The sequence below is a fragment of the Amycolatopsis sp. NPDC031561 genome, from assembly GCF_055580625.1.
In genome coordinates, this window is sequence record NZ_JBVILA010000028.1 from 35,990 (window position 1) to 62,505 (window position 26,516).

Sequence of the window (26,516 nt, forward strand, 5' to 3'; positions counted from 1 at the left end):
CCCGCGTTGGCCACGCGGACGTGTGGTTCGATGCCCTGGTGATTCCGACCGAAGCGGACCTCACGGACGCGTTGACCACGGCCGCTCGTGCCGCTGTCTCGGATCTGTTCCGCGGCAACCCCGGCCAAACCTTCTACTACGTCACGCTGACCACGCCCGGCGAGGCGTTCGGTCCGGCGCTGTCGGCGTGGTCGCGCGAGGCGCTGGCACAGCGATCGGATGCTGACGACATCCGCTACTCCTACGCCGATTCGCCGTTTTCGATCCAGGGTGAGCAGTATCTGAAGCCTGTCCGCGAGCTGTTCGCCGCCCGGCCGGCGGTGTTCGACATCGCCGATGACGACGCGTCCGACGCGGAGTTCGCTCTTCGGCTGCGTGCGATGGAGACAGCGCTGCGCAGGCTGGCTGATGAAGGGCTGTTCGGTGTCGGCGAGGCTCGGGCGGACGTACTGGCCCTGGTCGAGGTCGTTCCTGGCGACGAGGAAAACGTCGACCGAGCTACTCGGCTCAACCCGCCCGGACCGGCGCTGGATGCTTGGCTGGCCTACTGGACCTCGTAGAAACCGCTACTCCCCTGCAGGCCAGGAGCGTTCTGTGAGGACCTCGCGCTAGGGTCTTCCCCGGATCCAACTTGGGGGTTAGACGAAATGTCCGAGAACACCGCTGTGCGCGTCGACCCGTCCAACGAGCGGATGCTGCAGGCTTGGGACGGCAACGACGGCGCGCTCTGGGCGAAGCGTGCACAACGCTTCAACGACGGCGTCGCCGCGTACCGCGACACCTTCTTCTCTGCGGCCGACATCCAGCCGACCGACAACGTCCTCGACGTCGGCTGTGGCGCCGGCCAGACAACACGGGACGCCGCGGGGCAAGCCACTGCCGGTTCCGCGCTCGGCGTGGACCTCTCCAGCGAGATGCTGAGTGTCGCCCGTCGGCTCGCCGAACAGGAACGTGTTCCCAACGTCTCGTTCGAACAGGTGGACGCTCAGGTCCATCCGTTCCCCGAGGGCGGCTTCGATGTGGTGATCAGCAGGCACGGGTCGATGTTCTTCGGTACTCCCCTGGCCGCGTTCGCCAACCTGGCCCGTGCGACGCGGCCTGGCGGCCGTCTGGTCCTGTTGACGTGGCAACCGTTGCGGCTCAACGAATGGATCACCACTTTCCGGACGATCTTCGCCGCGGGCCGTGAGGTGCCGACCTCGAATCTCGCGCTCAGCGATCCGCTCGAAACCGAAGAACTACTGAGCTCCGCCGGCTACACCGACGTCCGGTCGACCGCGGTGGACAAGCCGATGTACTTCGGTCAGGACGTCGACGACGCGGCGGAGTTCATCGTCGAGCAGCACGGCGGACGGCTGAGCGACCTGGACGAGACCACGCGCGCCAAGGCCGTCGAGACCTTGCGCGCCGACCTCGCCGAACACCAGACCGACCGAGGCGTCTTCTACGGCTCGGCGGCCTGGCTCATCGAGGCCCGGCGTCCTTGAGCTACTTCTTGCGGACGATCAGATAGGCCTGCGGGCTGCTCTCGAATTCTTCGGACGGCTCCCGGACGAGCTGGGAAAGCACGCCGAACCCCGCCTCCCCCAGTTGCTCGGCGATCTTCTCCGGCGCGAGCCGGTACGCGTCGCAGGAGATGTCGTGCCCGTAGGCGTGCTCGATGTGGCGCACTTCGTCGCCGACTTGGAACGCCACCAGCAGATGTCCGCCTGGGGCGAGGATCCGGTGGAAGTCGGCGAAGATCTCCGGCAGCCGCTCCCGTGGCGTGTGGATGATCGAGTACCACGCGACGACGCCCGCCAGCGCTCCGTCCTCAATGGACAAACCGGGCATCTCCCCGATTTCGAAGTCCAGGTGCGGGTACCACTTCCGGGCGACGGCGATCATCTCCGGCGAGAGGTCGACGCCGCGGATGTCGAGCCCCAGGCCGTGCAGATAGTTGGTGATCCGGCCGGGACCGCAACCGATTTCGGCGACGCGGCCGCCGCCGGCGGCTTGGACGAGTTCCGCGTAGGCGCCGAGCATGGCTCGATCCCAGGTGGAGCCGGCGAGGTGGTCGCGGAGGAGTTCGGCGTAGTCGGCCGCGACGATGTCGTAGGCGGTTCGGGTCACTTGGAGGTAGTCGGTCACGGCGGGGACCCTATCCCCCGGCACCGACAACAATCGTCGCGTACAGCTCGTCGTCGGTGATCACTTCGGGCGTCAATCCGTTGTGTGCCATGGCTTCCGCTGTGCTCGCGGCCTGGCTCTCCCCTGTTTCGATCAGGAGGTGCCCGCCCGGCGCGAGCCAGTGCGAAGCTTCCGCGGCGACACGCCGGTGGACATCGACGCCGTCCTGCCCGCCGTCGAGTGCGATGCGGGGTTCGTGGTCGCGGGCCTCGGGCGGCATCATCGCGATGGCGTCCGTCGGGACGTAGGGCGCGTTGACGACGAGGAGGTCGACGTGGCCTCGCAGCGACGCGGGTAGGGGTGCGTAGAGGTCGCCTTCGAACACCTCTCCCCCGGCGTCGGCGACGTTGGCGCGGGCGCAGCGGACGGCGGCGGGCTCGATGTCGGCCGCGTAGAGCCGGATTTCGCCGAGTTCGGCGGCGATGGCGGCGCCGAGCGCGCCGGTGCCGCAGCAGAGGTCGAGGACGACCGCTCCTGGTCGGGCGAGGGTGACTGCGTGTCGGACGAGGAGTTCGGATCGTTGGCGTGGCACGAAGACGCCGGGTTCGACGACGATGCGGAGTCCGTGGAATTCCGCCCAGCCGAGGATGACTTCGAGGGGTTCGCCCGCGACGCGGCGTTCGATCATGGTGTCGAGTTCCGCGGGTGTGCGGGCTTCGGTGGCGAGGAGCCGGGCTTCGTCTTCGGCGAAGACGCACCCGGCCGCCCGCAGCCGGTCGATGATCGTCACTTGTCCCGCAGCCTGGTGAGGATGCCGTCGAGGGCCTGCCGGACGGTGTCGGGGACGCCGTTGGTGCGCAGGTCGGTGAGGAAGTGTTCGTTGAGTCCGCCGGGGGTCATGTGCTTGCCGACGAGGGTTTCGAGGGAGCCGTTCTGCTGGAGCAGGGATTGGCCGAGTTGGCCGAAGATGTGGCTGGTGAAGGCGGTGGCGGTGGTGTCTTCGATGCCTTGGTCGGCCATCCAGGCGGCGATGGTGCCGAGGTAGTCGAGGTGGGCGGCGAAGGTGGCCGTGGCGGCGCTGAAGATTTCGAGGTCTTTTTCGGCGTCGGGGACGACGCTGCCGCCGATGCTGTCGAAGAGGGCGCGTGCTTCGGCGTTGTCGGGGTACATGGCGGTGAGGCTTTGGCGGCGGGATGCCGGGGGCAGCGGGATGCTTCGGACGACTTCGCCTGCCGGTGCGGCCCACTCGCGCAGTTGCTCGAGGCGGACGCCGGCGAGGGCGCTGATCAGGACGTGGCCGGGCTGGAAGGTCAGGTCGCGGAGGACTTCCTCGGCGATCGGCGTGCGGACGGCGAGGATGATGGTCGTGGCGCTGTCGACGACGGCTTGGTTGTTGTCGCAGACCGCGACGTTGGCGAAGCGTGCCGAGAGTTCTTGTCCGACGCTGCGGCTGCGCGGTGAGAGGAAGATCGAGGGCGGCTCGGCGATGTCCTTGCTGAGGCCTTCGACGATGGCGGCGGTGATCTCGCCCGCGCCGATGAATCCGTAGTCCATGGTCACTCCTGCTCAGGCGCCGGTGTCGCCGTCGATGCGTTCGCGGATGAGGTCGGCGTGGCCGTTGTGGCGGGCGTATTCGCCGATCATGTGGACGTAGAGCATGCGGAGCGAGAAGGGGTCGCCGCGGAGGTCGAAGGTGTCGTCGAGGGATCCGTCGGCGGCGGCTTCGTCGGCCAGGCGGATTTCTTCGAGGAGGGTGTTGTAGGCCTCTTCGGCTTTGGTGGCGTCGAGGACTTCGAAGTCGTGGTCCTTGCCGAGGGTGGGGTCGTAGAGGGGTTCGATGTCCTGTGCGGTGTAGCGGAGGCGGAACCAGATGCGTTCGACCTTGGCCAGGTGGCGGATGAGGCCGAGGAGGGTGAGGTTCGAGGGCGGGACCGACGCCTGGGCGAGCTGTTCTCCGGTGAGGCCGGCGCATTTGCCGAGGAAGGTGCTGCGGTGCCACGCCAGCAGGGAGGGCAGGAGGATGCGTTCGTCGGCGGCGGTGTCGCCGGACGGACGGGTCACCTCGGGGGCGGTCCATGTCATAGCGGCGATCATGCCATCGGGTGACAAGGGGTTTGTGGTGAGCCGCGCGTCGGGGGCGTGAGCGAGGTCACGTGAGGCGGGCTGAATCCTTTCGCCGGGGTGGCGGCTCTTGTAGGGGCCGGGACGAGCTCGGCGTGGGAGGAGGGGTTGTGGTGGGGGCCGAGTGGCCGAGGGAGTCTTTGATCGTGGCCGCGCAGGGCGGGGACGAGTTCGCTATCGCCGCTCTGGTCTCGGGTTCCCATCCGCATGTGCAGCGGTTCGCGCGTTCGCTGTGCGCTTCGCCGGAGGACGCGGAGGATTCCGCGCAGGAGGCGCTGATCGTCCTGTACCGGAAGATCGGCACTTTGCGTGCTTCCGGGGCGCTGGCGTCGTGGATGTTTCGGATCGTGCGGAACGAGTGTCTTCGCCGGGCTCGGCGGGCGTGGCGTGGTGACGAGCTGATGGGTGCCGATGCGGTGGTCTCGGCGGAGGAGGACGCTCTGCAGCGGTTGGAGGCGCGGCGGGTGGCCGCGGCGATCGCGGAGTTGCCTGCCGATCAGCGTCGCGTCTTGATCATGCGTGACGTCCAGGGGTATTCGGGCCGGGCGGTCGCCGACGCGCTCGGGTTGAGCGCTCCCGCGATGAAGTCCCGGCTGCATCGGGCGCGGGCGACGGTCCGGGCGCTGTTGCAGGTTCGCTGACCTCTTTTCTCTTTTCCTGCTCTATCTCTTGAGGAGTCTTCATGCTCGAAATCGGATCCATGGCGCCTGATCTCGCTCTGGAGGACACCGCCGGGAAGGTTGTCCGGCTGTCGGATTTCCGCGGTACGGACGATGTGCTGCTCTACTTCATGCGCTCGACCACGTGCCCGGTATGCAATGGCCATGTGAAGGACCTCGCGAAGCTCGCCGATGTGCGTGTGCTGTTCGTCGTTCCGGAGGGGCGGGCCGAGGCGGCGGCTTGGCGGGCGAAGCGTGGGCTGTCGCTCCAGGTGGTGACCGGTCGTAGCGGTACGCCGCACGAGGCCGTCGGGTTGGCGAAGAAGGTGTTCGGTGCCCTGCAGCAGTCCGGGAGCGTGCTGATCGGGCGGGACGGGGTGGTCCGCCATGCGCACGGGGCGACCTTGCCCACCGCTGCCTATGACAGGAAGGGCATCGCGAAGGCGATCGAGGAGCTGGTTCGCACGCGTTGACTGAAGGTGTGAATCAGTGCTTCACTTCTTGAGTGCCGTATCGCCGTACACCGAAGGTCCAGGAGCGCCTGGACGCCCAGCGCGACGCCGTCCTCGCCGCTGCCATGGAGCAGCTGGCCGAGCGCGGGTACGCGGGTTGTTCGGTGTCGGCGGTCGCGGAGCGGGCCGGGGTGGCGGTCGGAAGTGTGTACCGCCACTTCCCCACCAAGGCCGCGCTGGTCGTGGAGCTGTTCCGGAAGGTCGTCACGCGTGAGGTCGAGGCGGTGCGCGCGGTGTCGGAGCGGCCCGGCACGCCGGCGGAGCGGGTCGTGGCGGTCTTCGACACCTTCGCGAGCCGTGCGCTGAAGACGCCGCGGATGGCGTACGCGCTGCTGGCCGAGCCCGTCGACGCGCCGATCGAGGCCGAGCGCCTGGTGTTCCGGCGTGCGTTCCGCGATGTCGTGGCCCAGCACGTGGCCGACGGTGTCCGGTCCGGGGTGTTCCCCGCTCAGGACGCCGACGTCACCGCGGCGGCGCTCGTGGGGGCGGCGGCCGAGGTGCTGATCGGCCCGTTGACCACCGGCAGTGCGGACGAGGTGTCCGGGCTGCGCACCTTTGTCCTGCGTTCTTTGGGAGGTTCCGATGCCGGTCACTCATGAGGTCACCAACCAGGTGCCGCCGCTGGCGGAGTACGACGCCGCCGCTGATCCGGCTCTGCTGGAGGGGCTGGAGCGGGCGGGTGCGGGCTGGGCGGTGGCGGAGGTGCACGCCCTCGGCAGGCTGGCCGGGAGCGAGCAGGCCCAGGAGTGGGGCAGGCTGGTCAACGAGAACGAGCCGGTGCTGCGGACGCACGACCGGGTCGGGAACCGGATCGACGAGGTCGAGTTCCACCCGTACTGGCACGAGTTGATGGACGTCGCGGTGTCCCACGGGCTGCACGCGACGCCGTGGCGGGATGCCCGGCCGGGTGCGCACGCGGCGCGGGCGGCGAAGATGTACGTCTGGGGTCAGGTCGACGCGGGGCATACGTGCCCGATTTCGATGACGTACGCGGCCGTTCCGGCGTTGCGGTTCAATCCTGAGCTTTCCGAGCGGTACGAGCCGCTGCTGGCGTCGACGGAGTACGACTTCGGGCTGCGTGAGCCGAGTTCCAAGCGCGGGCTGATCGCCGGGATGTCGATGACGGAGAAGCAGGGTGGTTCCGACGTCCGGGCGAACACGACGACGGCGCGGCCGCTCGCCGACGGCAGCTATGTGATCGTCGGGCACAAGTGGTTCACCTCGGCGCCGATGTCGGACATGTTCCTGACGCTGGCCCAGGCGCCGGGTGGGCTGTCGTGTTTCCTTCTCCCCCGCGTCCTGCCGGACGGCTCGCGCAACGGGATCCGGTTGCAGCGGCTGAAGGACAAGCTGGGTAACCGGTCCAACGCGTCGTCGGAGATCGAGTACGACGACGCGATCGGATGGCTGGTCGGCGAGGAAGGTCGCGGGGTGCGCACCATCATCGAGATGGTGAACAACACCAGGCTGGACTGCGCGGTCGGGAGCGCGTCGGGGATGCGGTACGGCGCGGTGCGGGCGGTGCACCACGCGCGGCATCGTCGTGCGTTCGGGGCGAACCTGCTGGATCAGCCGTTGATGGGCAACGTGCTGGCGGACCTCGTCGTGGAGTCCGAGGCGGCGACGACGGTCGGGATGCGACTGGCGGCGGCCACCGACCGGCCGGGTGACGAGCAGGAGCAGGCGTTCCGTCGGTTGGGGCTGGCGGTGACGAAGTACTGGGTGTGCAAGCGCGGTCCTTCGCATGCGGTGGAGGCGCTGGAGTGCCTGGGCGGCAACGGGTACGTCGAGGAGTCGGGGATGCCGCGGCTCTATCGCGAGGCTCCGCTGATGTCGATCTGGGAGGGCTCGGGCAACGTCGCGGCGCTGGACGCGTTGCGGGCGATGGCGAAGCAGCCGGAGTCGGTGGCGGCGTACTTCACGGAGGTCGAGCAGGCGGCCGGTGCCGACGCGCGGCTGGACGACGCGGTGGGCAGGCTGCGCAAGGAACTGTCCGATCTGTCGGACATCGAGTACCGGGCGCGGCGGCTGGTCGAGTCGATGGCGCTGGTGTTGCAGGGTTCGTTGCTGGTGCGGCACGGGGCGCCGGCGGTGGCCGACGCGTTCTGCGCGTCGCGGCTGGGTGGCGATTGGGGTGTCGCGTTCGGGACGCTGCCGTCCGGTGTGGACACCCGGGCGATCATCGCCCGTGCCGAGGTCTGATAGACGCTCAGTGTCCGCACGACCACGTGGTGCCGATTACCCCGGCCGGACCGGCTCCGAGCACTGCAAACAGCCGCAGGATTGCGGAATTCGGGTGCATCCAGGGCCGTGTGAGTCGGCTACGTTCGTCGGTCATGGTCGATCGCCGAAGATGCCTGGCCCTGGTTCCCCTCGCGCTGTTCGCCGCCGGTTGCGGGTCGGCCGAGCCGACGCCGATCTTCGCCGCGGCGAGTCCGAGGCCTTCGACCGAGAGTGTGCCGATGATGGAGGCGGCGGCCCCGTCCGGCACGCCGTTCGTCGCGGCGGACGGACGGGACTTGAAGGCCTGCGGTGACGGGGAGTGCGAAGTGCTGGTGCGGACCGGCGATCAGATCCCCAACGACGGCGGAGCCGGGCCGCTCTCGGTGACGATCCAGGCCGGGAAGGTGGGTCTCGCGCCCGCTTCCGGCGGGATGGGCGAGGCGGTGTCCGGTCCGCCGGGGATGGTCCATCAGATCAACCGGCAGGTGATCGTCGTCGTCGCGGTGCGGGACGGTGACGGGATCATCCGGCTCAGCAAGAAGTAGCGGGATCAGTTCAGCCCGGCTACGTCCTCGTCCTCCTCGGGGACGGGCACGCGGTGACCACGGTGTCGGCGCGGCTGGGCTGGGCGAACCCCACCAGCTTCATCGAGGCCTTCGTCGCCGTCGTCGGGGAAACCCCGGGTCGCTACCAGACCGGACTACGGCGAAGGTAGCTCTGTACCTACTAGTATGTACGGCATGCATGCGATGCAGTACGAGATCACCCTCCCCGCCGACTACGACATGGGCATCATCCGCGAGCGCGTCGCCACTCGCGGGCATCTGCTCGACGACTTCGGCGGCCTGGGGCTGAAGGTGTACGGGATCCGCGAGCGTGGCGTCGACGGCTCGACGCTGAACCAGTACTCGCCCTTCTATCTGTGGCACGACGAAGCCGGGATGAACGCCTTCCTGTTCGGCGGCCCGTTCAGCGGCATCGTCGACTCGTTCGGGCGTCCCGAGGTGCAGCACTGGACCGTGCTCGGGTTCGAGGAGGGACCGGCATTCGGCATTCCCCCCGTGGCGGCGGGAAAGCACGTCGTGCCCATCCCCGCCGAGACCGACCCGGTCGCCTTCCTGGGCGAGGCTCTCGACGGGCTTCGCGAGCACCTGCGACAGGACGGCGCGCATTCGGGGGCGCTGGCCGTCGATCCGCGGACCTGGCAAGTGGTGCGCTACAGCCTGTGGCGTGACCAGGCGCCGGAGTCGGACGAGGTCCGGTACCGGATCCTCCACCTGTCCTCGCCGCAGCTGGACGAGCTGCGGCGAGGACGGCAGTGGGATCAGCCGAGCAGTGCGGCGAACAGCGCGCCGGGATCGGTTTCGGGCGGCCCGGCGGGCCACTGATCCCGGTACGGGTACCAGAGTCCGTCCTTGCCCAGCCGCACCTGCACCCCCGTCCCGTGGACGGTGCACTGGTTGCGTTCGACGTCCAGGCCCTCGCCGGGATCGTCGACCACTTCGGTGAAGGCGGCCCGTGCGCGGCCCATCGCCTGCGGCGGCGGTGTCCACGCGGTCTCCAGGACGTCGAGACCGGCCCGGCCGCCGTGCCGCCAGGCGAGCACCGCGCGGTCGAACTCCGCACCGTTCTCGGCCGGGCGCAGCCGATCGGCGGTCTCCGGACGGGTCGCGGCGAGACGGACGGCGTCCTGTTTGCGGGTGAGCTTCGGCTGCGACGTCAGCAGCGCGCCCGCCGCCTGGCTCGCGTTGGCGGCCAGCAGGGCGAAGGTCTCCGCGGGGATGCCGGGCGCCCCGGGCACGGTCGGTCCTCCGGCGGGCGCGAACCCGGCGAGGTCCGGCAACGGGCCGGGCTCGTCGGCGTAGGCCCGCTCCGCAGGTGTGTCGTCGTCCCCGGTGCGCACGAACCGAGGCGCGTTGCGCCACTGCAGTTCGTCGAGGAGCTCCCGCTCCCCCTTGCCACGCATCAACAGCAACACGAACGGATCCGCGTCGAGCAGCCACGAGGCCTGGAACGACAGCGCCGCGGCGTGACGGCACGGCAGTTCCCAGCCGGGACAGTCGCAGTCCGGGTCGAGGTCGCCGATCCCGGGCAGCAGATGCACCCCGGCGTCGTCGGCCGCTTCGACGAGGTCGTGCGGCATGTCCCGGTCCAGCAACGCCGCGAGATGCCCGGCACGGGAAGCGACCCTGTCGAGGAAGCGGTCCCATTCGGTGTCGGTCAGTTCCGCGAGGCGGACCTCGGTGCGGTACTGGCCTTCCTGGTCGTCGACCACGGCGCCGATCCGCCCGGGGCTGACGGTGATCGGGCCGACCCGGCCCCCGGCGGCGTACTTACGGCCCTGTTTGAGCTGCCGCAGGTCCAGCGCGGTGTCCTCCATCGCGTTGATCCACGCGCGGCCCCACCACGAGCGGGCGAACTGGCCGTGTCCGCCCTGGGCCCCGAAGGCGGGGAAGCCGCGGACGCGATCGTCGGGCGTGCTCATCGGCGACTCCTCAACTCGACCAGGTCGGCCAGTTCCGCGTCGGTCAGTTCGGTCAGGGCGGCCTCGCCGCCGGCGAGCACCGCGTCGGCGAGCGCGCGCTTCTCCCGCAGCATCGCCGCGATCCGGTCTTCGACCGTGCCCTCGGCGATGAGCCGGTGCACCTGCACTGGCCTGGTCTGCCCGATCCGGTACGCGCGGTCGGTCGCCTGGTCCTCCACGGCGGGGTTCCACCAGCGGTCGTAGTGCACGACGTGGTCGGCGTGGGTGAGGTTGAGCCCGGTCCCGGCTGCCTTGAGCGACAGCAGGAACACCGGGACCTCACCGGCCTGGAACCGGCGCACGAGTTCTTCGCGTTTGGGCACCGGAGTGCCGCCGTGCAGCAGTTGGGTGGCGATGCCGCGCTGCGCGAGATGTCGTTCCAGCAGCCGTGCCATGGCGACGTACTGCGTGAACACCAGGACCGCGCCGTCCTCGGCGAGGATCGTGCCCAGGAGCTCGTCGAGCAGTTCGAGCTTGCCCGACCGGCCGTCCAGCACCGCGTCCGACGGTTCCTTGAGGTACTGCGCGGGGTGGTTGCAGATCTGCTTGAGCCCGGTGAGGAGCTTGACGATCCGGCCGCGCCGCGCGATGCCCTCACTGTCGGCGATCTCGGCCATCAGTTCGCGCACCGTCGCCTCGTACAGGGCGGCCTGTTCGGCGGTGAGCGTCACCGGCCGGTCGGTTTCGGTCTTGGCGGGCAGTTCCGGTGCGATCCCCGGATCGGATTTACGGCGGCGCAAAAGGAAGGGCCGCACCAGCCGGGACAGCCGTTCCGCGGCCTCGGGGTCCTTTCCGGACTCGACCGGTTTCGCCCACACACGGCGGAAGTCGGCCATGGTGCCCAGCAGCCCGGGCGTGGTCCAGTCGAGGATCGCCCACAGCTCGGAGAGATTGTTCTCCACCGGGGTGCCCGTCAACGCCACCCGGGCCGACGACGTCAGCGTCCGCAACGCCTTCGCCGTGCCGGAGCGGTGATTCTTGACGTGCTGGGCCTCGTCGGCGACCAGGAGTCCCCAGTGGACGCCTCCCAGCGGTCCCGGGTCGACGCGCAGGGTGCCGTAGGTCGTGAGCACGAATCCGTCGCCGAGTTCGTCGAGCGAGCGCTCGGTGCCGTGGAACCGTCGCACCGGGACACCGGGGGCGAACCGGGTGATCTCCCGTTCCCAGTTCCCCAGCAGCGACGCCGGGCAGACGACCAGCGTCGGGCCTTGCGCGCGGTGCAGGTGCAGCGAGATCAGCGTGATCGTCTTGCCGAGACCCATGTCGTCGGCGAGGCAGCCGCCGAGCCCGATCGACGTCATGGCGGTGAGCCACTGCAGCCCGCGCAACTGGTAGTCGCGCAGGGTCGCGGCCAATCCCCGGGGCGGGGCCTGCGGTTCCGGCGGCGCGAGCAGCCGTTCCCGCAAGGCGGCGAGCCACCCGTCGGTGAGGACGTCGACGCGTTCGCCGTCGACCTCGGCCGTCCCGCTCAAGGCGGCGCCGAGCGCGTCGATCGGGGTCAGTGGTTTCAGGGCGCGATCGCGGGCCTTGGCCGCCAGTGCCGGGTCGACGAGGACCCACTGGTCGCGCAACCGCACGACGGGCCGGTGGGCCTCGGCCAGCGCGTCCATCTCGGCCGCGGTGAGCGGTGCGCCGCCGAGGGCCAGCTGCCAGTCGAACTGCAGCAGGGTGCCGCCTGCGAAGAAGGACGGGAGGTCGTCCGGCGGTGCGTCACCACCGCCGACGACGGCTTTCGCGCTCAGGTCACGGGCGAGATCGGCGGGCCAGTGCACGTCGATGCCCGCCGTGGCCAGCACGGGAGCGGCCGTGGTGAGCAGCTCGGTGATGTCGGTGTCGCGGAGCCCGACCTCGTCGGGGACCGCCGCGCCGAGCAGAGGTTCCAGCGGCGGCCACAGCTGGGCCGCGCGGCGCAGGGCCAGCATCACGTCGATGCGGGCTCTCGGGCCGAAGCGGTCGTCGCCGGACCAGAGCGCGGCGGCGTCGATCAGGACGCCCGGATCGGCGAGGCTGTGCACCTGGACGACCCCGGTGAAGCGGCCGCTGGTGAAATCGTCGCCGGGTGCCTCGATCCGCACCGAGACCCGGACCCCGGAGTCCAGCCCGGCCGCGACCTCGGCAGCCCAGTCCCGCAGCGGCGGGACACGATGCGAGGGCGCGGCGGCGAAGGCTTTGACGCCTGCCGCCTGCGCGGCCGCGGGCGTGCGAGGAAGGGTGTCGGCGACGGCGTCGAGGAACGCGCGCAGCAGCGGATACCGGGCGGGCAGCAGGTTCCCGTCGCCCGGGATCGCCCGTGCCCGCGCCGGCATCGCCTCGGACAGTTCACGCAACCAGGCCGCATCGGCGGGCTCCAAAGGACCCGCGCGCCAGGCGTCCACATCGGACTCCGTGACCCCGGGAAGTAGCCTGCCCGCCTCGGCGAGCTTCAACGCCGCCGCGGCGGCCGTGCTCCAGAAGCGCGCCGAGGAGTCGTCACTCGTGCGCAGTCGCAGGAGGGCGGGGAGCGCTTCGGACATCGGGAGCCGGACACAGGGGACTGTGGCGACCTCGGGGAGGGCTACTGTCACCTCCCCGGTTCCCGGCGTGCCCCCCTCGGCGTTCCAGAAGACGAATCCGCTGGTCCGGGCCGGAATCTTCGGTTCGAACGCGACACTGTCGAAACCGTCGTGAGACGTCACTCAACCCCAATCTCTGTACGGTGTACAGTTCAGGATAGCACAACTCTGTACACCGTAGAGAGAAGCAGGATGACGGACGCGGACCACACCGGCACGGGCGATCCACGACGAACCATCGAGCTGCTCTGGGGCGTGCGGGAGAAACCTCGCCGCGGCCCCAAGCCGAAGCTCACGGTCGAGGAGATCGTCACCGCCGCGATCGAACTCGCCGACGCCGAGGGGATCACCGCGCTGTCGGTGCGCCGGGGCGCGGAGAGACTCGGCGTCTCCCCCATGTCCATCTACACCTACATCCCCAGCCGCGCGGAACTGCTCGACCTGATGATGGACCGGGTGCACGGCGAGCTGACCGACCCGCAGCCGAGTCACGACTGGCGGGCCACGATGACGATCCTCGCCGAGGACGCCTGGGCGATGTACCACCGGCACCCGTGGATGCTCCAGCTCACCACCAGCCGTCTCCCCCTCGGCCCGCACACCTTCACCAAGCACGAACGCGAACTGGGCGCCGTCGACGCCATCGGGCTCACCGATCTGGAGATGGACGCCGTGGTCGCGATGGTCAACGGCTTCGTCCAGGGCATCGCGCGGGGTTCGGTCGAATCGGCGAGTCTCGTGCGGCGGTCCGGGCTGACAGACCTGGAGTGGTGGACGGCCAGTGCCCCGGTGCTCGCGGAGATCCCGGAAGCCGACGCGGGCCTGTTCCCGCTGGCGGCGCGGATCGGCCAGGCGGCCGGGGAGGCGCACGGCGCGGCGAGCGCGCCGCTGCACACCTTCCGGTTCGGGCTGGCGCGGATCCTGGACGGGGTCGAGCAGCTGGTGACCGGGGAGGCGCAAGGCTCGGAACGGGAGCTGCCCTCGTGAGTGGTAAGGACGGTTAGAACCGTCCTTACCACTCACGAGGCGCCGGATTCTTCTTGCGCGGCACCGGCGATGTTGTGAAAGACGCCTTTATCCCGCCGCCCGCCACAGTGGCCTTCCCCTCAATAAGGACGCTCGCGGCGTCGTAGCAGCCAGCGGTACAGCAGCCACAGTGCCAGCGCGACCGGTGTCAGGACCGCCGCGAACAGGATTCCCGCGAACATTCCGTAGCCGTGCGGATCGGAGGACACACCGGTGGCGCTGAGCACCGCCGTGCCGACCAGCAGCACGATCACCGCGGCGACGCAGACGAACGCGCCGAGCACGACGCGCCGGATAACTGGCCTGTCCATAGAACATCACTCCAGGTCGGGAGTGCAGACGGTCAGGAACGACTTCCGGTTCTCGCGCTGGACGTCCGTGCCGTCCATCCAGCCGCGCTCACCGAACAGGTAGCTTCCGGACGGGTGCTGGGCCGACTCGCGCAGCACCTGGGCGACGTCGGCCTTGGCACCGTTCGCTTTAGGACCGTCGACGGCGACGGCGACCGAGCCCGCCTTGGTCCAGTCGTAGCCAGTGGGCAACGGTGTCCGCACCTGGAGAGGCCCGTCCGGCGACGATCCCCCGCCGGTTCTCAGCAGGTCCAGGCGTTCCACCTGCACCCCCGGCCGCGGCGCGGTCCACACCTGTTCCGTGCTCTGCTGGGTGCCGGAGTCGAAGGTCAGTCTCAGACCGGTGACGCCCTCGCACGGGGTGCCGGTCCACAGTTTCAGGATGCCGCCGTCGACGCGGAACCCGGCCGCGGGCGGCAGCGACGGCGCGAACTGCGCCTTGGTGTCGCACGCGGCCACCGCCACCACGAGCAAGGCGGCGCAGGCGGCGCGCGGCCACTTAATGGTATCCGCCATCGGACAGTCCAGCGTCTTCCTCGGTCTCGTTGCCGCCGGTGACCTGCTCCCACGCGTAGGAGGCGAGGAAACCCGTATAACCTTCGCGCCCCCATTGCTGGGAGTGGCGCTCTTCGTGGTGCAGCAGCCGGTCCATGTCGAGCGACCCCTGGGACGCGCCGTTGTCGTCCTCGTACCAGGCGTGGCCCGACTTCGCGACCTCGCGAAGCTGTTGTGCCGGGTCCTTCGAGTCGTCGATGTTCAGCATGAACGTGTCGCCCCAGGTCGTCCCGCCGCGCTGGCTGAACTGATCCTGGACGAGGTTCCCGCCCAGCCCCATCATCATGCCGTTCGGGGTGGTCACCAGCCGCCCGCCGTTGTCGTGCACGAAGCCGACGTCGTCGTCGTAGCTCCAGGAGTTCTCCCGTTGCCGCTCGGTGATCCGCCGCAGTTCCTCGGATCCGTACGGGGTCGGCGCGAAGTCGGTCTTTTCGCCTTCGGTGCCGTAGTCGGTGCCCGCGTTCATGACGTAGGTCATCCGCACCGCCTTGGCGGCGTCGTCCCCGCTGATGTCGGTCGGCATCAGGAAGTACGACTTGAAGGTCCCGTCGCCGTCCTCGTCCTCGCGGACCTCTTCCATCCCGTCGAGGATCTCGAAGTCCTCCGGCGTGATGTCGTGTTCGTCGGCGATCTTCTTGATCGTGTCGATCGGAACACCCCGGAGGACGGCGTTCTCGAGCCACTGCCGGTAGTGGCCGGACGCGGGCGGCCCGCTCAGCAGCCCGGCGTCGCGCAACGCCTGTTCCATCTCGACCACCTGGGCGTCGATCTCGCCGCCCTTCTTGGCGCCGGCCAGGGTGGTCGCTCCGTGGTCGCTGATCTTGCCGTCCTGCGCCAGCCGCATCACCCTGGCGAGGGCGGCGTCGATGTTGTTCGCCGTCGTGAGGATCGCCTTGGTTTCCTGCTCCAGCTGCTTCCTGATGGTTTCGCGGTGCCGCGCGGTCTCGGCGCGGTCTTCGGCCTCGAACCGCGACTTCGGCGGAGGGTCGGCGGGCTTGCCGTCCACGATCGCGCCGTCCGCGGCGATGCGGAACTGGTAGGTGTCGGCGAGGGAGTCGTTGTTGGCGACCCGGGTCTTCAGAGCGGATACGTCGTCCGACGCGTTCTGCAGGCCGCGTTCGACAGCGGACAACTCCGCGATCAGGATCTCGGCCTTGTCCCGCGTGTCTCCCAGCGAACCGCGGGCGCGCTCACCGGCGGGGCCGTGCCAATCGGGCAGCTTCCTGGCGTCGTCGAGTTCGTCCTGCAGCCCGATCAGTTTGTCCCGCCGCCCACTCAGGTTGGTGGCCGACGCGTTGAGCGCCTCAGCGTCCCATTTGCGGACGTCGTCGTAGCCGACCGTCATTCCCCGAAAGCCTCTTCCGCGGAGCGCTCGTTTTCGGAGTACGCCTTCGCGGCCGCCGTGATCGATTCACTCCACCGGTCGATCTCGTCGGCCCGCCCCTTCGCGCGCTCGTTGAACGTCGAGGCCAGAGTGGGCGCGCTCTTCGCCGCGTCCCCACCCGGCAACGCCGTCGCTATCGCGTCCAAGCCTGTACCGGGTTCCACGCCCCTGGCCTGGTCCGCGGCGGATCCCGCGGCCTTGGCCGCGTTCCGCAGCTGACCGATCTCGACCTCGTACCCGCTCACCGCCCGCGACCCCCAACCCTGGATAGGTCAGCGGACTCTACTTGAGCTCCGAGGCCTCCACACCCGATTCGGGCGAGAGAGCGGGCGCTTCCTCCACCACCGGCGGACGGGCGAGTTCGGCCAGCTGCCGGACGACGTCGTCGTACCGCGCCTGATCGGCGACCGCGCGAGCCTGCGCCCGCTCCAGTTCCTCGCCCAGCGCTGTCGCTCGCGCCTCGGCGAGGCTCCTGGCCGTGTGTTCTTCCGCGAGTGACGCCCGGACGCGGTCCAGATCTCCGCGCAGGACGGCGGATTCCGCCCGTGCGGCGACACAGTCCTTTTCGGACACCGTCACCCGGGCCTTCGCCTCGTCGAGCCGGTCCAGCAAGGCTTCGAGTTCGGCCACCGCGCGGGCCAGCGCCGTGTCCCGCTCACCCAGATCCGCTGTCAGCTGGGTCTTTTCCTCCCGGACGGCCGCGAAGTCCTCACGCAGGGTCCGGAGATCGGAGACCAGCGCGTCGCGGGCGCGTTCGGCCGCCACGGTCGCGGCTTCCGCGGCGCCTCGGGCCCGTTCATGGGCGGCGATCTCGGTCCACGAACGCTGACGGGTCTCCTCGGCGTCCTTCAAAGCCTGCTCGGCGGTACGTTCCGCCTTGGCCTTGGCCATCTTGTCGTCCCGGGACGCGGCCAGCGCGGTCGCGCGCGCCGTGTCGGCCTTCGCCGCCGCCTGCTGGGCGTCCTCGGCCTCGCGCTTGGCCGCGGCAGCCTCGGTCTCGGCTTCGGTGACCCGGCCCAGCGCCGCCTCGGCGGCGTCGTCGAACCGCGAGCGCATCGCGTCCAGCAGTTCCACGAGCGACGCGGCCGCCGGGGTGAACTCGTCGGCGATGCGGCGGACCTCGAGCAAGGGATCGGCCACGCTCGCCACCGCGGCGGCACGGCGGGCCCGCGACGCGGCGTCGGCGTGCGTCTTACTGCAGTAGGCCGACGGCCGCCCGCCCTTGCGTCTTCCCTCGGCGTCCACCGCGGGCGGGGGCAAGGGGCTCTCGCAGCCTTCCAGCGCGCACAGCCGGACCTCGTCGGCGTCCGTATCGATCACCGCAGCAGGGTAGCGCTGCCCCGTGGGGTGCGAAGCGGGGCAACGCCGGGAAAACCGTCGGACCCGCCGATAGGGTCGACTTCGTGCGTGTTCTCTTCACTTTCGCCGGCGGCAACGGTCACTTCCGACCACTTCTCCCGATCGCCCGCGCGCTCGTCGAGGCGGGCCACATCGTCGCGTTCACCGGCGAGCCGATGATGGTCCCGATCGTCGAGACCGCCGGTTTCCCCGCGTTCCCGTCAGGCCCCAACCTCGGCAGCAAGGGTGAACGGCACCCGTTGCTCCCCGTCGACCGGGACCGCGAAGACGCCGACCTCCGTGACGGTTTCGTCCGCCGCACCACACCCCTGCGCGCAAAGGACGTCTCGGCCCTGTGCGCGGAATGGGCACCCGATCTACTCGTCTGCGACGAAGCCGATCACGGCGCGATGATCGTCGCCGAACGGCTCGGTCTCCCTCACGCGACCGTCCTGGTCACCGCCGCCGGTGCCCTCATCCGCCCCGATCTGGTCGACGACGCGCTCAACGAGGTCCGCGCCGCCCACGGGCTGCCCCCGCAACGGGACCTGGAGATGGCCTACCGCCATCTCGTACTCTCCCCGTTCCCCATGAGCTTCCGCGATCCCCGCTTCCCACTGCCGCCGACCGCGCAGCCCTTCCACGAACCCGTCCCCTGCCGTGGACCGGCGCCGGAGTGGCACGTCGAAGGACAGCCGACGCTCTACTTCACCCTCGGCACGATCTTCAACACCGAGTCCGGCGATCTGTTCACCCGGGTGCTGGCAGGCCTGCGGGAGGTCGAGGCGGCCTGCGTGGTGACTGTCGGGAACCTCCTCGACCCCGCGGAGTTCGGCCCGCAGCCGGACCACATTCACCTCGCGAAGTACCTGCCGCAGGACGACGTCCTCCCGTACTGCGACGCGGTCATCAGCCACGGCGGCTCGGGCAGTCTGCTCGGCGCGCTCGCGCACGGACTGCCGATGGTCCTGCTGCCGATGGGCGCCGACCAGCCCCACAACGGCGACCGCGTCACCGAGCTGGGGCTCGGCACCGTCCTCGACGTCATCCACGCGACACCCGAGGACATCCGTGACGCCGTGACCTCCGCGCTGCGGGAACCGTCCTATCGGGACGTGGCCGAGCGGCTACGGGACGAGGTCACCGCGTACCCGCCGCCGGAGAAGACCGTTCCGCTGCTCGAGGGGTTGCTCGGGTGACCACCGAGCTCGACACCGCGATCACCCGGGCGTTCCGAGAGGAGTCCGGTCAGGTGTTCGCGACGCTGATCCGGGTCACCGGCGACTGGGACCTGGCCGAGGAATGCGTCCAGGAGGCGTTCGCGCTCGCGCTGCGCACCTGGCCCCGCGACGGCGTCCCGGCGAAACCCGGTGCCTGGCTGACCACGACCGCGCGCAACCGTGCCACCGACCGGATCCGGCGGGAAGCCGTCGGCGCGGAGAAACTGCGGGAAGCCGCCGAACTGATCGCGCCCGCCGAGCCGGAATGGGACGAGAGCGGCCTCCACGACGACAGGCTCCGGCTGATCTTCACCTGCTGCCACCCCGCCCTGCCGATGGAAGGCCAGGTCGCGCTCGCACTGCGGACGCTGGCCGGGCTCACCACCGCCGAGATCGCCCGTGCCTTCCTCGTCTCCGAGGCGACGATGTCGCAGCGCCTGGTCCGGGTGAAACGGAAGATCCGCACCGCGGGCATCCCGTACCGCGTGCCGCCGTCGGATCTGCTGCCCGAACGCACGGCCGCCGTGCTGGGGATGCTGTACCTGCTGTTCAACGAGGGCTACTCGGCCAGCGCGGGCACCGATCTGCTGCGGACCGACCTGTCCGCGGAGGCCATCCGCCTCGCCAGGATCCTCGCCGGACTGATGCCGGGCGAACCCGAGGTCCTCGGCCTGCTGGCCCTGCTGCTCCTGCACGACGCCCGCCGGGCCACCCGGGTCGACGGCGAGGGCACCCTCGTCTCGCTCGAAGACCAGGATCGCGGCGGCTGGAACACCGCCGAGATCACCGAGGGCACCGAACTGCTGGAGACCGCGCTCCACCGGGGAGTGCCGGGGCCGTACCAGATCCAGGCCGCCATCGCCGCCTGCCACGCGACCGCGGCCCGCGCTTCCGACACCGACTGGGCCCAGATCTCCGCCCTCTACGGGGAACTGCTGCGTTTCGTGCCCTCGCCGGTCGTCGAGTTGAACCGCGCGGTCGCCGTGGCGATGGCCGAAGGCCCCGAGGCCGGACTCGGACTGGTGGACAAGCTCACCGCGGACGGAAGTCTCCCCGGCTACCACCTGCTTGCCGCGACCCGCGCGGACCTGCTCCGGCGTCTCGGCCGGTTCGAGGAGGCGGCGGAGGCCTACCGCGAAGCGCTGACGCTCACCGGTACCGAGGCCGAGCGTGCCTACCTGACGGGGAAACTCGCCGAAATCTCCTGACGCCGGGATGTCGGTCACCGGTGACGCCGTTCGTCGGGTGGGCGACGACACGCTGCGCCTGCTCGACAGCGTCACCGACGAGCCCGCGGCGGTCTTCGCGTCGAGCGCCGGCTGCCTGCAGGCATTCGACCTCGTCGCCCGCCGCCCCGGCCGGGCAGCCCGCGCACGAGGCCGCCGTCCTCGCCGCCGGTCTTCTCGGGGTGAAGCCGACCCACTTCCCGGGTGACCATGGCGGTTTCGCCGGGGAGGCTGCTGCTTTCGCCTCGCTGCTTCGGGAGGCTCTGAGCGCCTGACTCCCGATGTCATGAAAGGGGCTTTCAAGACGTTTTTCGTCCTGAAAGCCCCTTTCATGACACTCGCGGAGCGGATCAGGCGCGGGCGTGCACGATCAGCCCGCCCACCAGAGCGCCGAAGCCGCCGATCGCGGCCAAGGTGCGGACCAGGTTCCACCGTTCCCAGACACCCTCGAACTTCGCCCGCAACGCTTCGAAGTCGGTGTTGGCGCCGTCGAAGCCGGCTTCGAGCGCGTTGTTCAGCGGCACGTTGATCGCCATGGTCACGATCAGCATCACCAGCAGCAGCACGAAACCCGCGATGATCCACGGCAGCGCCGACCGCAGCTCCGATCGGAAGTGCAGTGCCGCCGCCGCCGCGGCGAGCAGGGGCGCGCCGCCGAAGCTCAGCGCGAACCAGCCGTTGAGGATCGCGATGTTGATCTCCCGCATCCCCGTCACGTACGTCCGTGCGTCCGCCCGCGCCAGTCCCGGCATGACCGAGCACGTGTAGGCGTAGAACAAGCCCGCGATCAACCCCGCCGCGATGACGGCCGCGATCAGGACGATCTCGCTGAGCGTGGACATTCCCGTCGCCTCCCTTCCGATTCCCGTTCGTTTCATCGATTCCAGACCCCGGTGGCCGCGGCCTTCGCGGCGTAGTCGGAGAAGTCCCTCGCGGGCTTGCCCAGCACCTTCTCGACGTCACCGGTGAGCGAGGAGTTCCGGCCGTCGAGGATCCGCGTGAACAGGTCGGTCAGGCCCTCGATCTCTTCCTCCGGCACGCCCTGTTCGGCCGCGCCCGCGGCGAACTCCGCCGCGGAAACCGGAACGTACCGGACATCCCGCCCCGAAGCCTTGCCGATTTCCGCCGCCACGTCCGCGAAACCCAGCAACCGGGGACCGGTCAGCTCGTACACCCGGCCGTCGTGCCCGTCGGTGGTCAGTGCCGTCACCACGACGTCGACGATGTCCTCGACGTCGATGAACGGCTCGGTCACCTGCCCCGCCGGAAGCACGATCTCGCCGGCGAGCACCGGCTCCAGCAGGAAGTGCTCGCTGAAGTTCTGGGCGAACCAGCTGGCCCGCACGACCGTCCACTCGGCACCGGAGTCACGGACGCCCTGCTCGCTGACCACGGCTTCCTCCTCGCCGCGGCCGGACAGCAGCACCAGCCGCCGGACACCGTGTTCCACGGCCAGTTTCGAGAAGTCGCGGATCGCTTCGGCCGCGCCGGGGAAGGCGAGGTCGGGGTAGTAGGTCAGGTAGGCCGCGCCGACGCCGGTGACCGCGGCGGTCCAGGTCGAGCGGTCGTCCCAGTCGAACGCGGGCCGCGAGGCCTTCCGCACCTCGATCCCCCGCTCGGTCAGCTGCTGCGCGACCCGGCGCCCGGTCTTGCCCGTCGCTCCGAGGACCAGGACCGTTTCGGTGTTCTTCGTGTTTGTCATGGCACTAGTCAAGCGCCTCAGAATGAGACGGAACATAGTTCAAAGGCTCTGTTCCATGTTTCATCGTCTACACTTCGTGAGTATGGATCCCCTCGCCGGTCTGCTCGACGGACCCCGCGCCCGCGGTGCCTTCCTGCTCAAGTCGGTCATGACCCCGCCGTGGTCGCTGCGCGTCGAGGACGAGGCGCCGCTGACGGTGATGGCACAGGTCCGCGGCGAATCCTGGGTCGTTCCCGATCGCGGGGACGCCGTCCGTCTCGGCACCGGCGACATCGCCATCGCCCGCGGACCGGACCCGTATCTCGTCGCGGACGACCCGGCCACCCCGCCGCAGGCGATGATCCTGCCGGGACAGGAATGCCTGACACCGGACGGACAGCACCTCACCGAACTGTCCGACCTCGGCGTCCGCACCTGGGGCAGCGACCCGGACGGCCCCGTCGTCCTGCTCACCGGCACGTACCCGCTGGAAGGCGAGATCAGCAAACGGCTCCTCAACGCGCTACCGTCGCTGCTGGTCGTCCGGGACGAGGACTGGGAGAACCCGCTCGTGCCGCTGCTCGCCGGGGAGATCGTCAAGGACTCGCCGGGCCAGGAAGCCGTCCTGGACCGCGTGCTCGACCTGCTCCTGGTCGCCGCGCTGCGGACCTGGTTCGATCGGCCCGGCGCCGCGGCACCGGCCTGGTACCGCGCGCATAGCGACCCCGTCGTCGGGCGGGCGCTGAAACTGTTGCAGCACAAGCCTTCCGAGCCGTGGACGGTGGCGAGCCTCGCGGCCGACACCGGAGTCTCCCGGGCCGCGTTCGCCCGGCGGTTCACCGCCGCGGTGGGCGAACCGCCGATGGCCTACCTCGCCGGCTGGCGCATCGCGCTCGCCGCGGACCTTCTGCGCCAGCATCCCGACGTCACGATCGGCGCTGTCGCCCGGCAGGTCGGCTACGGCAGTTCGTTCGCGCTCAGCACCGCGTTCAAACGCGAGCACGGCGTCAGCCCGCAGGGTTACCGCACCGGCGTCGCGTAGCGCTCGACCAGTTCGGCGCCGATCCGCGCGAGCTCGTCCTGGACCGAGGGCGGGCCCAGCACCTCGATCATCGAGCCCCAGCCCGCGAGCTGCTGGGCGATCATCCACGCCACCGGCGCCGACACCGTCACCCGCACGCGCCCGTCGTCGAGCGTCTCCTCGACGACGGACTGCCGTCCGAAGTGGTCCTGCAGGATCGGCAGATGCCGCTCGGCGATGAGCACGGTCGCGTCCAGTCCCGAACGGCGCTGCTCGACCTGGTCGACCACCTGCTCCCATGCCCGCGACAACTCGAAGTCGTCCGGGCGCCCGGCGGGCAGGTCGCTCACCTCGGCGTCGGACATGCGATCGACGCGGAAGGTGCGCTGGCCCTTGTCGGTGCCCGCGATGAGGTACCAGACGTCGTCCTTGTCCACGAGCCCCCACGGATCCACGACCCGCTCGACCGGTTCGGCGCCCTTCTTCGCGTAACCGAAGCGGATCTTGCGGCGGCGGACGATCCCGGCCTGCAGCACGGTGAGCATTTCGGGGCGTTCCTTTTCCCGTTCACCCCACCGCGACGGGTCGATGACGACCGCGTCCGCGGCGGCCTGCGCGTCGGCCCGGAAGGTGTCCGGCAAGGCACGGACCAGTTTCCGCAGCGCCGACTTGACCTCGGGAGAGACCGACGCCGCCGGCCCGGCGAGCAGGAACAGCGCCTGAGCCTCCGATGCGGACAGTCCACTGAGGTCGGTGCGCGCGCCGCCGATCAGGGACCAGCCGCCGCCTCGTCCCGGCTGCGGGTACACCGGTACTCCCGCCGCCGAGAGCGCCTCGAGGTCGCGCCGGGCCGTGGCGATGGAGATCTCGAGTTCGTCCGCCAGTTCGGAAGCCGTGACGCGGCCACGGGCCTGCATCAGCAGGAGGGTGGCCACCAGGCGATCGGCACGCATGCGCCTCAGTCTGGCAGCCAAACCGCTCATCCGATGCGCACTTTGCCCGCGTTCCGAGGACGAAACGCGCTTGACCCTCACACTGATGTCAGGCTTTAGGGTCGGCCGCAACCGACCTCGAAGGAGCAGACATGGCAGGCACAGTGATCATCGGCGCGGGACCGGGCATCGGCCGCTCGGTCGCACTCCGGTTCGCCAGGGAAGGGTCGCCGATCACCCTGGTGGCCCGCAGCGCGGCGACGCTGGATCCGCTGGCCGCCGAGATCGGGACCGCGCTGGCGCTCGCCGCCGACGTCACCGACGAGAAGTCCCTCAAGACCGCTCTCGACACCGTGGTACGCGAGCACGGTGAGCCCGACGTCGTGGTCTACAACGCCGCGATCATCCAGGCCGACACCCCCGGCGAGCTGTCCGTCGAACGGCATCTCGCGGCGTGGTCGGTCAACGTCGTCGGAGCGATCACGACCGCCGCCCACGTCGCACCCGGGATGGCCGAGCGCGGTTCGGGCACGATCATCGTCACCGGCGGGATGCCCGAAGCCGTACCGGCCTACACGAGTCTCTCGCTCGGGAAAGCCGGTGTGCGGGCGCTGGTTTCGTTGCTGGACACGGAATTCGGCCCGTCAGGGGTGCACGTGGCGACGGTGACCGTCGCCGGGGCCGTCGCCAAGGGGACCCCGTTCGACCCCGACGACATCGCCGAGCACTACTGGCGGCTGCACACCCAGCCGCGGAACGAGTGGGAGCAGGAAATCGTCCACACAGGACTACCAGTGAGCGGGGTGTGAAAGCGACTCCGGCAGCTTCGTCGTCGCGTCACCCTTCGCGGCGTCCAGCTGTGACTGGATGAGGAAGAGAGCGTCCCGGAGATCGGCTCCACGGACGTCGGCGTCACGCAGGTCCGCCCCGATGACGTCGGCCTGCCGCAGATCGGCGCCCCGCAGATCCGCGCCGATCAGGTAAGCCCCGCGCAGAAGCGCGCCGCGCAGGTTCGACCCCTTGAGCTTCGCGCCGATGAGGTCGGCACCGCGCCGGTCCTTCTTCTTGCCCGGCACTTCGGCACGCGCGAGCTCGCTCGCGCGCAGCAGCAGCCCGTTCACCGAGCCCCGGTGCGCGTGGACGTCCAGTTCCCGCAGCACGCCGGGTTTCTCCAGGGTCATCCGCTCGGTCTGGTCGACCATCTCGGCCAGGTCGGCGCGGATCGGCGCCGACGACGGGAGCGCGGCCGCTTCGGTGAGGTAGTAGAGCAGTTCCTGCAGATCCCGCATGACCGGGAAGACCGCGAACATCGACCTCGCCGTCTTCGGCGCCTTCCGCCAGTCCTCGCCGCCGAAGGTGATCTGGGAGACCTTCTGACCCGCGCCGAAGCAGTCATAGACCGTGCAGCCGGTGAAACCCTTCGTGCGGAGCTTGTCGTGGATGCCGCACCGGGAGTCCTCTCCCAGATTCGGGCACGCTTGGCCCGCCGGTTTGGTGATCGCGAAATCGGCCGACGCCGCGAAGGCCGGGACGACACAGCACAGGCCGAAGCAGTTTTCGCAGTCGGCTCGCAGGCTCGAAGGGGCTGGCACGGTGGTTCGGACTCCAGATGCTCGAGAGGTGTTCCACCCACAGGGTACGGAGGGGCCGACGTGCACATTCCGTGCAGGGCACCCGCCGCCAATGGCCGCCAGACGAAGGTCGGGTCCTGCCCCATTCAGTCGGTATCGGACATGTCAAACGCTCAATAACCTCGATCTTCGTGGGATTCGGCAGGTGCCGTCCCATGCGGTCGAGCTGGACCGCTTTCCGCCGCTGTGGTCTTGACCGGCCGGTCCCCTGCGAACGACAGGACGAACACATGCGAGAGATGAGACAAGCGCGTTGGCTGTCGCGTGCCGGAATGGCGAGCGCCGTCGCGGTGGCGATCAGCGTGACCGCCGCTCCCGCGCAAGCCGCCGAGGGACAGATCCTCGCCGCGGGATCCCCCGAAGCGATCCCGAACAGCTACATCGTCACGCTGAAGGACTCCGGCGTCGTGGACGCGCTGGCCAGCCGCTTCGGCGCGAAGGTGGAGCGCGTCTACAGCAGCTCGCTCAAGGGCTTCTCCGCGACGCTGTCGGAGAGGCAGGCCAAGCGGCTGGCCGCCGACCCGACGGTGGCGTCCGTCGAGCAGAACCAGGTCGTCCACGCGGACGCGACGCAGGTCAACCCGCCGTCCTGGGGTCTCGACCGCGTCGACCAGCGCAACCTCCCGCTCGACAAGAGCTACAGCTACACCTCCACCGGCGCCGGCGTGAACGTCTACGTCATCGACACCGGTGTGCGGATCAGCCACCAGACCTTCGGCGGCCGCGCCCGCAACGGCTACGACTTCGTCGACAACGACGCCGTCGCCCAGGACGGCAACGGCCACGGCACCCACGTCGCGGGCACCATCGCCGGTTCGCAGTACGGCATCGCCAAGGGCGCCACGATCTACGGCGTCCGCGTCCTGAACAACTCGGGCAGCGGCACCACCGCCGGCGTCATCGGCGGCATCGACTGGGTCACCAAGAACCACGTCAAGCCCGCCGCGGCCAACATGAGCCTCGGCGGCGGTGCCTCCACCACCCTCGACGACGCCGTCCGCCGGTCGATCGCCGCGGGCGTCACCTACGGCGTGGCCGCCGGGAATTCCAACCAGAACGCGTCCGGCTTCTCCCCCGCCCGCGTGACCCAGGCGATCACCGTCGGCTCGACCACCAACACCGACGCGCGGTCCAGCTTCTCCAACTACGGCAACCTGGTGGACATCTTCGCGCCGGGCACGAGCATCACGTCGTCGTGGAACACCAGCGACACCGCGACGAACACCATCAGCGGCACCTCGATGGCGACCCCGCACGTGGTCGGCGTCGCCGCCCGCTTCCTGCAGAACAACAAGACCGCCACACCGGCGCAGGTGGCCACCGCGCTCATCAACGCGGCCACCCCGAACAAGGTGACCAACCCGGGCTCCGGTTCCCCGAACCGGCTCCTGTACTGGGCGCCGACCGCCTGATCGCGTTCCCGTACATGTCATGAAAGGGGCTTTCAGGACG

30 protein-coding genes are annotated in these 26,516 nt (G+C 69.8%); 15 read left to right on the plus strand and 15 right to left on the minus strand.

Annotation, left to right across the window (positions count from 1 at the left end; translation table 11 throughout):
- The first annotated feature begins 38 nt into the window (after positions 1-38).
- Complete coding sequence (locus ACZ5IK_RS37575) at positions 39-560, plus strand: DUF4303 domain-containing protein (RefSeq protein ID WP_465492019.1); 522 nt, start codon at positions 39-41, stop codon at positions 558-560.
- Positions 561-647: 87 nt separating this feature from the next.
- Positions 648-1,487: a class I SAM-dependent methyltransferase gene (locus ACZ5IK_RS37580; protein ID WP_465492020.1), complete on the plus strand. Its 840-nt coding sequence runs from the start codon at positions 648-650 to the stop codon at positions 1,485-1,487.
- Between the two features lies 1 nt (position 1,488).
- Here ACZ5IK_RS37580 and ACZ5IK_RS37585 read toward each other — a convergent pair whose 3' ends face one another.
- The 4 genes from ACZ5IK_RS37585 to ACZ5IK_RS37600 are packed head-to-tail and all read right to left on the minus strand — an operon-like array spanning position 1,489 to position 4,203.
- Positions 1,489-2,130, minus strand: a complete 642-nt coding sequence (locus ACZ5IK_RS37585; RefSeq protein WP_465492021.1) for a class I SAM-dependent DNA methyltransferase — start codon at positions 2,128-2,130, stop codon at positions 1,489-1,491.
- A 10-nt stretch (positions 2,131-2,140) separates the two neighbouring features.
- Positions 2,141-2,899 (minus strand): putative protein N(5)-glutamine methyltransferase, encoded by a 759-nt coding sequence (locus ACZ5IK_RS37590; RefSeq protein ID WP_465492022.1) that lies wholly within the window; start codon positions 2,897-2,899, stop codon positions 2,141-2,143.
- Positions 2,896-3,663 carry an NAD(P)-binding domain-containing protein gene (locus ACZ5IK_RS37595; RefSeq protein WP_465492023.1) on the minus strand — a complete coding sequence of 256 codons (768 nt, stop codon included), beginning with the start codon at positions 3,661-3,663 and terminating at the stop codon, positions 2,896-2,898. The genes ACZ5IK_RS37590 and ACZ5IK_RS37595 overlap by 4 nt, the downstream gene beginning before the upstream one ends.
- Before the next feature lie 12 nt (positions 3,664-3,675).
- Positions 3,676-4,203, minus strand: a complete 528-nt coding sequence (locus tag ACZ5IK_RS37600) for a DinB family protein (protein ID WP_465492024.1) — start codon at positions 4,201-4,203, stop codon at positions 3,676-3,678.
- Between the two features lie 140 nt (positions 4,204-4,343).
- On the opposite strand from ACZ5IK_RS37600, the gene ACZ5IK_RS37605 reads away from it, so the two are divergent.
- The 6 genes from ACZ5IK_RS37605 (at position 4,344) to ACZ5IK_RS37630 (ending at position 9,012) form a co-directional block, all read left to right on the plus strand.
- A complete protein-coding gene (locus ACZ5IK_RS37605; RefSeq protein WP_465492117.1) occupies positions 4,344-4,871 on the plus strand; it encodes an RNA polymerase sigma factor in 528 nt (175 codons plus the stop codon).
- Between the two features lie 41 nt (positions 4,872-4,912).
- On the plus strand, positions 4,913-5,362 hold the full coding sequence (locus tag ACZ5IK_RS37610; protein WP_465492025.1) for a peroxiredoxin family protein: 450 nt from the start codon (positions 4,913-4,915) through the stop codon (positions 5,360-5,362).
- 32 nt (positions 5,363-5,394) lie between these two features.
- A complete protein-coding gene (locus ACZ5IK_RS37615; RefSeq protein ID WP_465492026.1) occupies positions 5,395-6,000 on the plus strand; it encodes a TetR/AcrR family transcriptional regulator in 606 nt (201 codons plus the stop codon).
- Positions 5,984-7,603, plus strand: coding sequence for an acyl-CoA dehydrogenase family protein (locus ACZ5IK_RS37620; protein ID WP_465492027.1), 1,620 nt, complete (start codon positions 5,984-5,986; stop codon positions 7,601-7,603). The genes ACZ5IK_RS37615 and ACZ5IK_RS37620 overlap by 17 nt, the downstream gene beginning before the upstream one ends.
- Positions 7,604-7,737: 134 nt before the next feature.
- Complete coding sequence (locus ACZ5IK_RS37625) at positions 7,738-8,169, plus strand: hypothetical protein (protein WP_465492028.1); 432 nt, start codon at positions 7,738-7,740, stop codon at positions 8,167-8,169.
- 195 nt (positions 8,170-8,364) lie between these two features.
- Positions 8,365-9,012, plus strand: a complete 648-nt coding sequence (locus ACZ5IK_RS37630; protein ID WP_465492029.1) for a DUF4865 family protein — start codon at positions 8,365-8,367, stop codon at positions 9,010-9,012.
- On the opposite strand, the gene ACZ5IK_RS37635 is transcribed toward ACZ5IK_RS37630, so the two are convergent.
- Positions 8,949-10,109, minus strand: a complete 1,161-nt coding sequence (locus ACZ5IK_RS37635) for an SWIM zinc finger family protein (RefSeq protein WP_465492030.1) — start codon at positions 10,107-10,109, stop codon at positions 8,949-8,951. The genes ACZ5IK_RS37630 and ACZ5IK_RS37635 overlap by 64 nt on opposite strands.
- On the minus strand, positions 10,106-12,823 hold the full coding sequence (locus ACZ5IK_RS37640) for a DEAD/DEAH box helicase (RefSeq protein ID WP_465492031.1): 2,718 nt from the start codon (positions 12,821-12,823) through the stop codon (positions 10,106-10,108). Before ACZ5IK_RS37640 ends, ACZ5IK_RS37635 begins: the two co-directional genes overlap by 4 nt.
- Before the next feature lie 69 nt (positions 12,824-12,892).
- Between ACZ5IK_RS37640 and ACZ5IK_RS37645 the strand changes: the two genes are divergently transcribed.
- Complete coding sequence (locus ACZ5IK_RS37645) at positions 12,893-13,687, plus strand: TetR/AcrR family transcriptional regulator (RefSeq protein ID WP_465492032.1); 795 nt, start codon at positions 12,893-12,895, stop codon at positions 13,685-13,687.
- A 119-nt stretch (positions 13,688-13,806) separates the two neighbouring features.
- Here ACZ5IK_RS37645 and ACZ5IK_RS37650 read toward each other — a convergent pair whose 3' ends face one another.
- Genes ACZ5IK_RS37650 through ACZ5IK_RS37670 form a run of 5 tightly spaced genes read right to left on the minus strand, consistent with a single transcriptional unit; the run spans position 13,807 to position 17,335 of the window.
- Complete coding sequence (locus tag ACZ5IK_RS37650) at positions 13,807-14,037, minus strand: hypothetical protein (RefSeq protein ID WP_465492033.1); 231 nt, start codon at positions 14,035-14,037, stop codon at positions 13,807-13,809.
- Positions 14,038-14,043: 6 nt separating this feature from the next.
- A complete protein-coding gene (locus ACZ5IK_RS37655; RefSeq protein ID WP_465492034.1) occupies positions 14,044-14,592 on the minus strand; it encodes a hypothetical protein in 549 nt (182 codons plus the stop codon).
- Positions 14,576-15,976, minus strand: a complete 1,401-nt coding sequence (locus ACZ5IK_RS37660) for a hypothetical protein (protein ID WP_465492035.1) — start codon at positions 15,974-15,976, stop codon at positions 14,576-14,578. Before ACZ5IK_RS37660 ends, ACZ5IK_RS37655 begins: the two co-directional genes overlap by 17 nt.
- The gene (locus tag ACZ5IK_RS37665; protein ID WP_101607858.1) at positions 15,973-16,260 is read right to left on the minus strand and encodes a hypothetical protein; all 288 of its coding nucleotides are present in this window, start codon (positions 16,258-16,260) and stop codon (positions 15,973-15,975) included. Before ACZ5IK_RS37665 ends, ACZ5IK_RS37660 begins: the two co-directional genes overlap by 4 nt.
- 37 nt (positions 16,261-16,297) lie before the next feature.
- On the minus strand, positions 16,298-17,335 hold the full coding sequence (locus ACZ5IK_RS37670) for a hypothetical protein (protein WP_465492036.1): 1,038 nt from the start codon (positions 17,333-17,335) through the stop codon (positions 16,298-16,300).
- A gap of 83 nt (positions 17,336-17,418) precedes the next feature.
- Between ACZ5IK_RS37670 and ACZ5IK_RS37675 the strand changes: the two genes are divergently transcribed.
- The 3 genes from ACZ5IK_RS37675 to ACZ5IK_RS37685 are packed head-to-tail and all read left to right on the plus strand — an operon-like array spanning position 17,419 to position 20,007.
- On the plus strand, positions 17,419-18,552 hold the full coding sequence (locus tag ACZ5IK_RS37675; RefSeq protein WP_465492037.1) for a glycosyltransferase: 1,134 nt from the start codon (positions 17,419-17,421) through the stop codon (positions 18,550-18,552).
- Complete coding sequence (locus ACZ5IK_RS37680) at positions 18,549-19,781, plus strand: RNA polymerase sigma factor (protein ID WP_465492038.1); 1,233 nt, start codon at positions 18,549-18,551, stop codon at positions 19,779-19,781. The genes ACZ5IK_RS37675 and ACZ5IK_RS37680 overlap by 4 nt, the downstream gene beginning before the upstream one ends.
- 37 nt (positions 19,782-19,818) lie before the next feature.
- A complete protein-coding gene (locus ACZ5IK_RS37685; protein WP_465492039.1) occupies positions 19,819-20,007 on the plus strand; it encodes a hypothetical protein in 189 nt (62 codons plus the stop codon).
- Positions 20,008-20,149: 142 nt separating this feature from the next.
- Here ACZ5IK_RS37685 and ACZ5IK_RS37690 read toward each other — a convergent pair whose 3' ends face one another.
- Both ACZ5IK_RS37690 and ACZ5IK_RS37695 read right to left on the minus strand, forming a co-directional pair.
- On the minus strand, positions 20,150-20,641 hold the full coding sequence (locus tag ACZ5IK_RS37690) for an anthrone oxygenase family protein (protein WP_465492040.1): 492 nt from the start codon (positions 20,639-20,641) through the stop codon (positions 20,150-20,152).
- 32 nt (positions 20,642-20,673) lie between these two features.
- Positions 20,674-21,501, minus strand: coding sequence for a Rossmann-fold NAD(P)-binding domain-containing protein (locus ACZ5IK_RS37695; protein WP_465492041.1), 828 nt, complete (start codon positions 21,499-21,501; stop codon positions 20,674-20,676).
- An 82-nt stretch (positions 21,502-21,583) separates the two neighbouring features.
- Here ACZ5IK_RS37695 and ACZ5IK_RS37700 point away from each other — a divergent pair, with 82 nt between their 5' ends.
- Entirely contained in the window at positions 21,584-22,522 is a 939-nt protein-coding gene (locus tag ACZ5IK_RS37700) for an AraC family transcriptional regulator (RefSeq protein WP_465492042.1), read from the plus strand.
- Here ACZ5IK_RS37700 and ACZ5IK_RS37705 read toward each other — a convergent pair.
- On the minus strand, positions 22,501-23,454 hold the full coding sequence (locus ACZ5IK_RS37705) for a helix-turn-helix transcriptional regulator (protein ID WP_465492043.1): 954 nt from the start codon (positions 23,452-23,454) through the stop codon (positions 22,501-22,503). The two genes, ACZ5IK_RS37700 and ACZ5IK_RS37705, sit on opposite strands and share 22 nt — an antisense overlap.
- Before the next feature lie 131 nt (positions 23,455-23,585).
- Between ACZ5IK_RS37705 and ACZ5IK_RS37710 the strand changes: the two genes are divergently transcribed.
- On the plus strand, positions 23,586-24,242 hold the full coding sequence (locus ACZ5IK_RS37710; RefSeq protein ID WP_465492044.1) for an SDR family NAD(P)-dependent oxidoreductase: 657 nt from the start codon (positions 23,586-23,588) through the stop codon (positions 24,240-24,242).
- On the opposite strand, the gene ACZ5IK_RS37715 is transcribed toward ACZ5IK_RS37710, so the two are convergent.
- Entirely contained in the window at positions 24,222-25,025 is an 804-nt protein-coding gene (locus tag ACZ5IK_RS37715) for a pentapeptide repeat-containing protein (protein ID WP_465492045.1), read from the minus strand. The two genes, ACZ5IK_RS37710 and ACZ5IK_RS37715, sit on opposite strands and share 21 nt — an antisense overlap.
- 269 nt (positions 25,026-25,294) lie before the next feature.
- Between ACZ5IK_RS37715 and ACZ5IK_RS37720 the strand changes: the two genes are divergently transcribed.
- On the plus strand, positions 25,295-26,476 hold the full coding sequence (locus ACZ5IK_RS37720) for a S8 family peptidase (protein WP_465492046.1): 1,182 nt from the start codon (positions 25,295-25,297) through the stop codon (positions 26,474-26,476).
- Positions 26,477-26,516: the final 40 nt, after the last annotated feature.

Excerpts from the sequence above, each read along its gene's own strand:
- ACZ5IK_RS37630 (WP_465492029.1), top strand. The coding sequence starts at position 8,365 with ATGCATGCGATGCAGTACGAGATCACCCTCCCCGCCGACTACGACATG.
- ACZ5IK_RS37580 (WP_465492020.1), top strand. The coding sequence starts at position 648 with ATGTCCGAGAACACCGCTGTGCGCGTCGACCCGTCCAACGAGCGGATG.
- ACZ5IK_RS37710 (WP_465492044.1), top strand. The coding sequence starts at position 23,586 with ATGGCAGGCACAGTGATCATCGGCGCGGGACCGGGCATCGGCCGCTCG.
- ACZ5IK_RS37600 (WP_465492024.1), bottom strand. The coding sequence starts at position 4,203 with ATGATCGCCGCTATGACATGGACCGCCCCCGAGGTGACCCGTCCGTCC.
- ACZ5IK_RS37720 (WP_465492046.1), top strand. The coding sequence starts at position 25,295 with ATGCGAGAGATGAGACAAGCGCGTTGGCTGTCGCGTGCCGGAATGGCG.
- ACZ5IK_RS37650 (WP_465492033.1), bottom strand. The coding sequence starts at position 14,037 with ATGGACAGGCCAGTTATCCGGCGCGTCGTGCTCGGCGCGTTCGTCTGC.
- ACZ5IK_RS37635 (WP_465492030.1), bottom strand. The coding sequence starts at position 10,109 with ATGAGCACGCCCGACGATCGCGTCCGCGGCTTCCCCGCCTTCGGGGCC.
- ACZ5IK_RS37690 (WP_465492040.1), bottom strand. The coding sequence starts at position 20,641 with ATGTCCACGCTCAGCGAGATCGTCCTGATCGCGGCCGTCATCGCGGCG.
- ACZ5IK_RS37595 (WP_465492023.1), bottom strand. The coding sequence starts at position 3,663 with ATGGACTACGGATTCATCGGCGCGGGCGAGATCACCGCCGCCATCGTC.
- ACZ5IK_RS37620 (WP_465492027.1), top strand. The coding sequence starts at position 5,984 with ATGCCGGTCACTCATGAGGTCACCAACCAGGTGCCGCCGCTGGCGGAG.
- ACZ5IK_RS37625 (WP_465492028.1), top strand. The coding sequence starts at position 7,738 with ATGGTCGATCGCCGAAGATGCCTGGCCCTGGTTCCCCTCGCGCTGTTC.
- ACZ5IK_RS37695 (WP_465492041.1), bottom strand. The coding sequence starts at position 21,501 with ATGACAAACACGAAGAACACCGAAACGGTCCTGGTCCTCGGAGCGACG.
- ACZ5IK_RS37660 (WP_465492035.1), bottom strand. The coding sequence starts at position 15,976 with ATGACGGTCGGCTACGACGACGTCCGCAAATGGGACGCTGAGGCGCTC.
- ACZ5IK_RS37655 (WP_465492034.1), bottom strand. The coding sequence starts at position 14,592 with ATGGCGGATACCATTAAGTGGCCGCGCGCCGCCTGCGCCGCCTTGCTC.
- ACZ5IK_RS37700 (WP_465492042.1), top strand. The coding sequence starts at position 21,584 with ATGGATCCCCTCGCCGGTCTGCTCGACGGACCCCGCGCCCGCGGTGCC.
- ACZ5IK_RS37705 (WP_465492043.1), bottom strand. The coding sequence starts at position 23,454 with ATGCGTGCCGATCGCCTGGTGGCCACCCTCCTGCTGATGCAGGCCCGT.
- ACZ5IK_RS37645 (WP_465492032.1), top strand. The coding sequence starts at position 12,893 with ATGACGGACGCGGACCACACCGGCACGGGCGATCCACGACGAACCATC.
- ACZ5IK_RS37610 (WP_465492025.1), top strand. The coding sequence starts at position 4,913 with ATGCTCGAAATCGGATCCATGGCGCCTGATCTCGCTCTGGAGGACACC.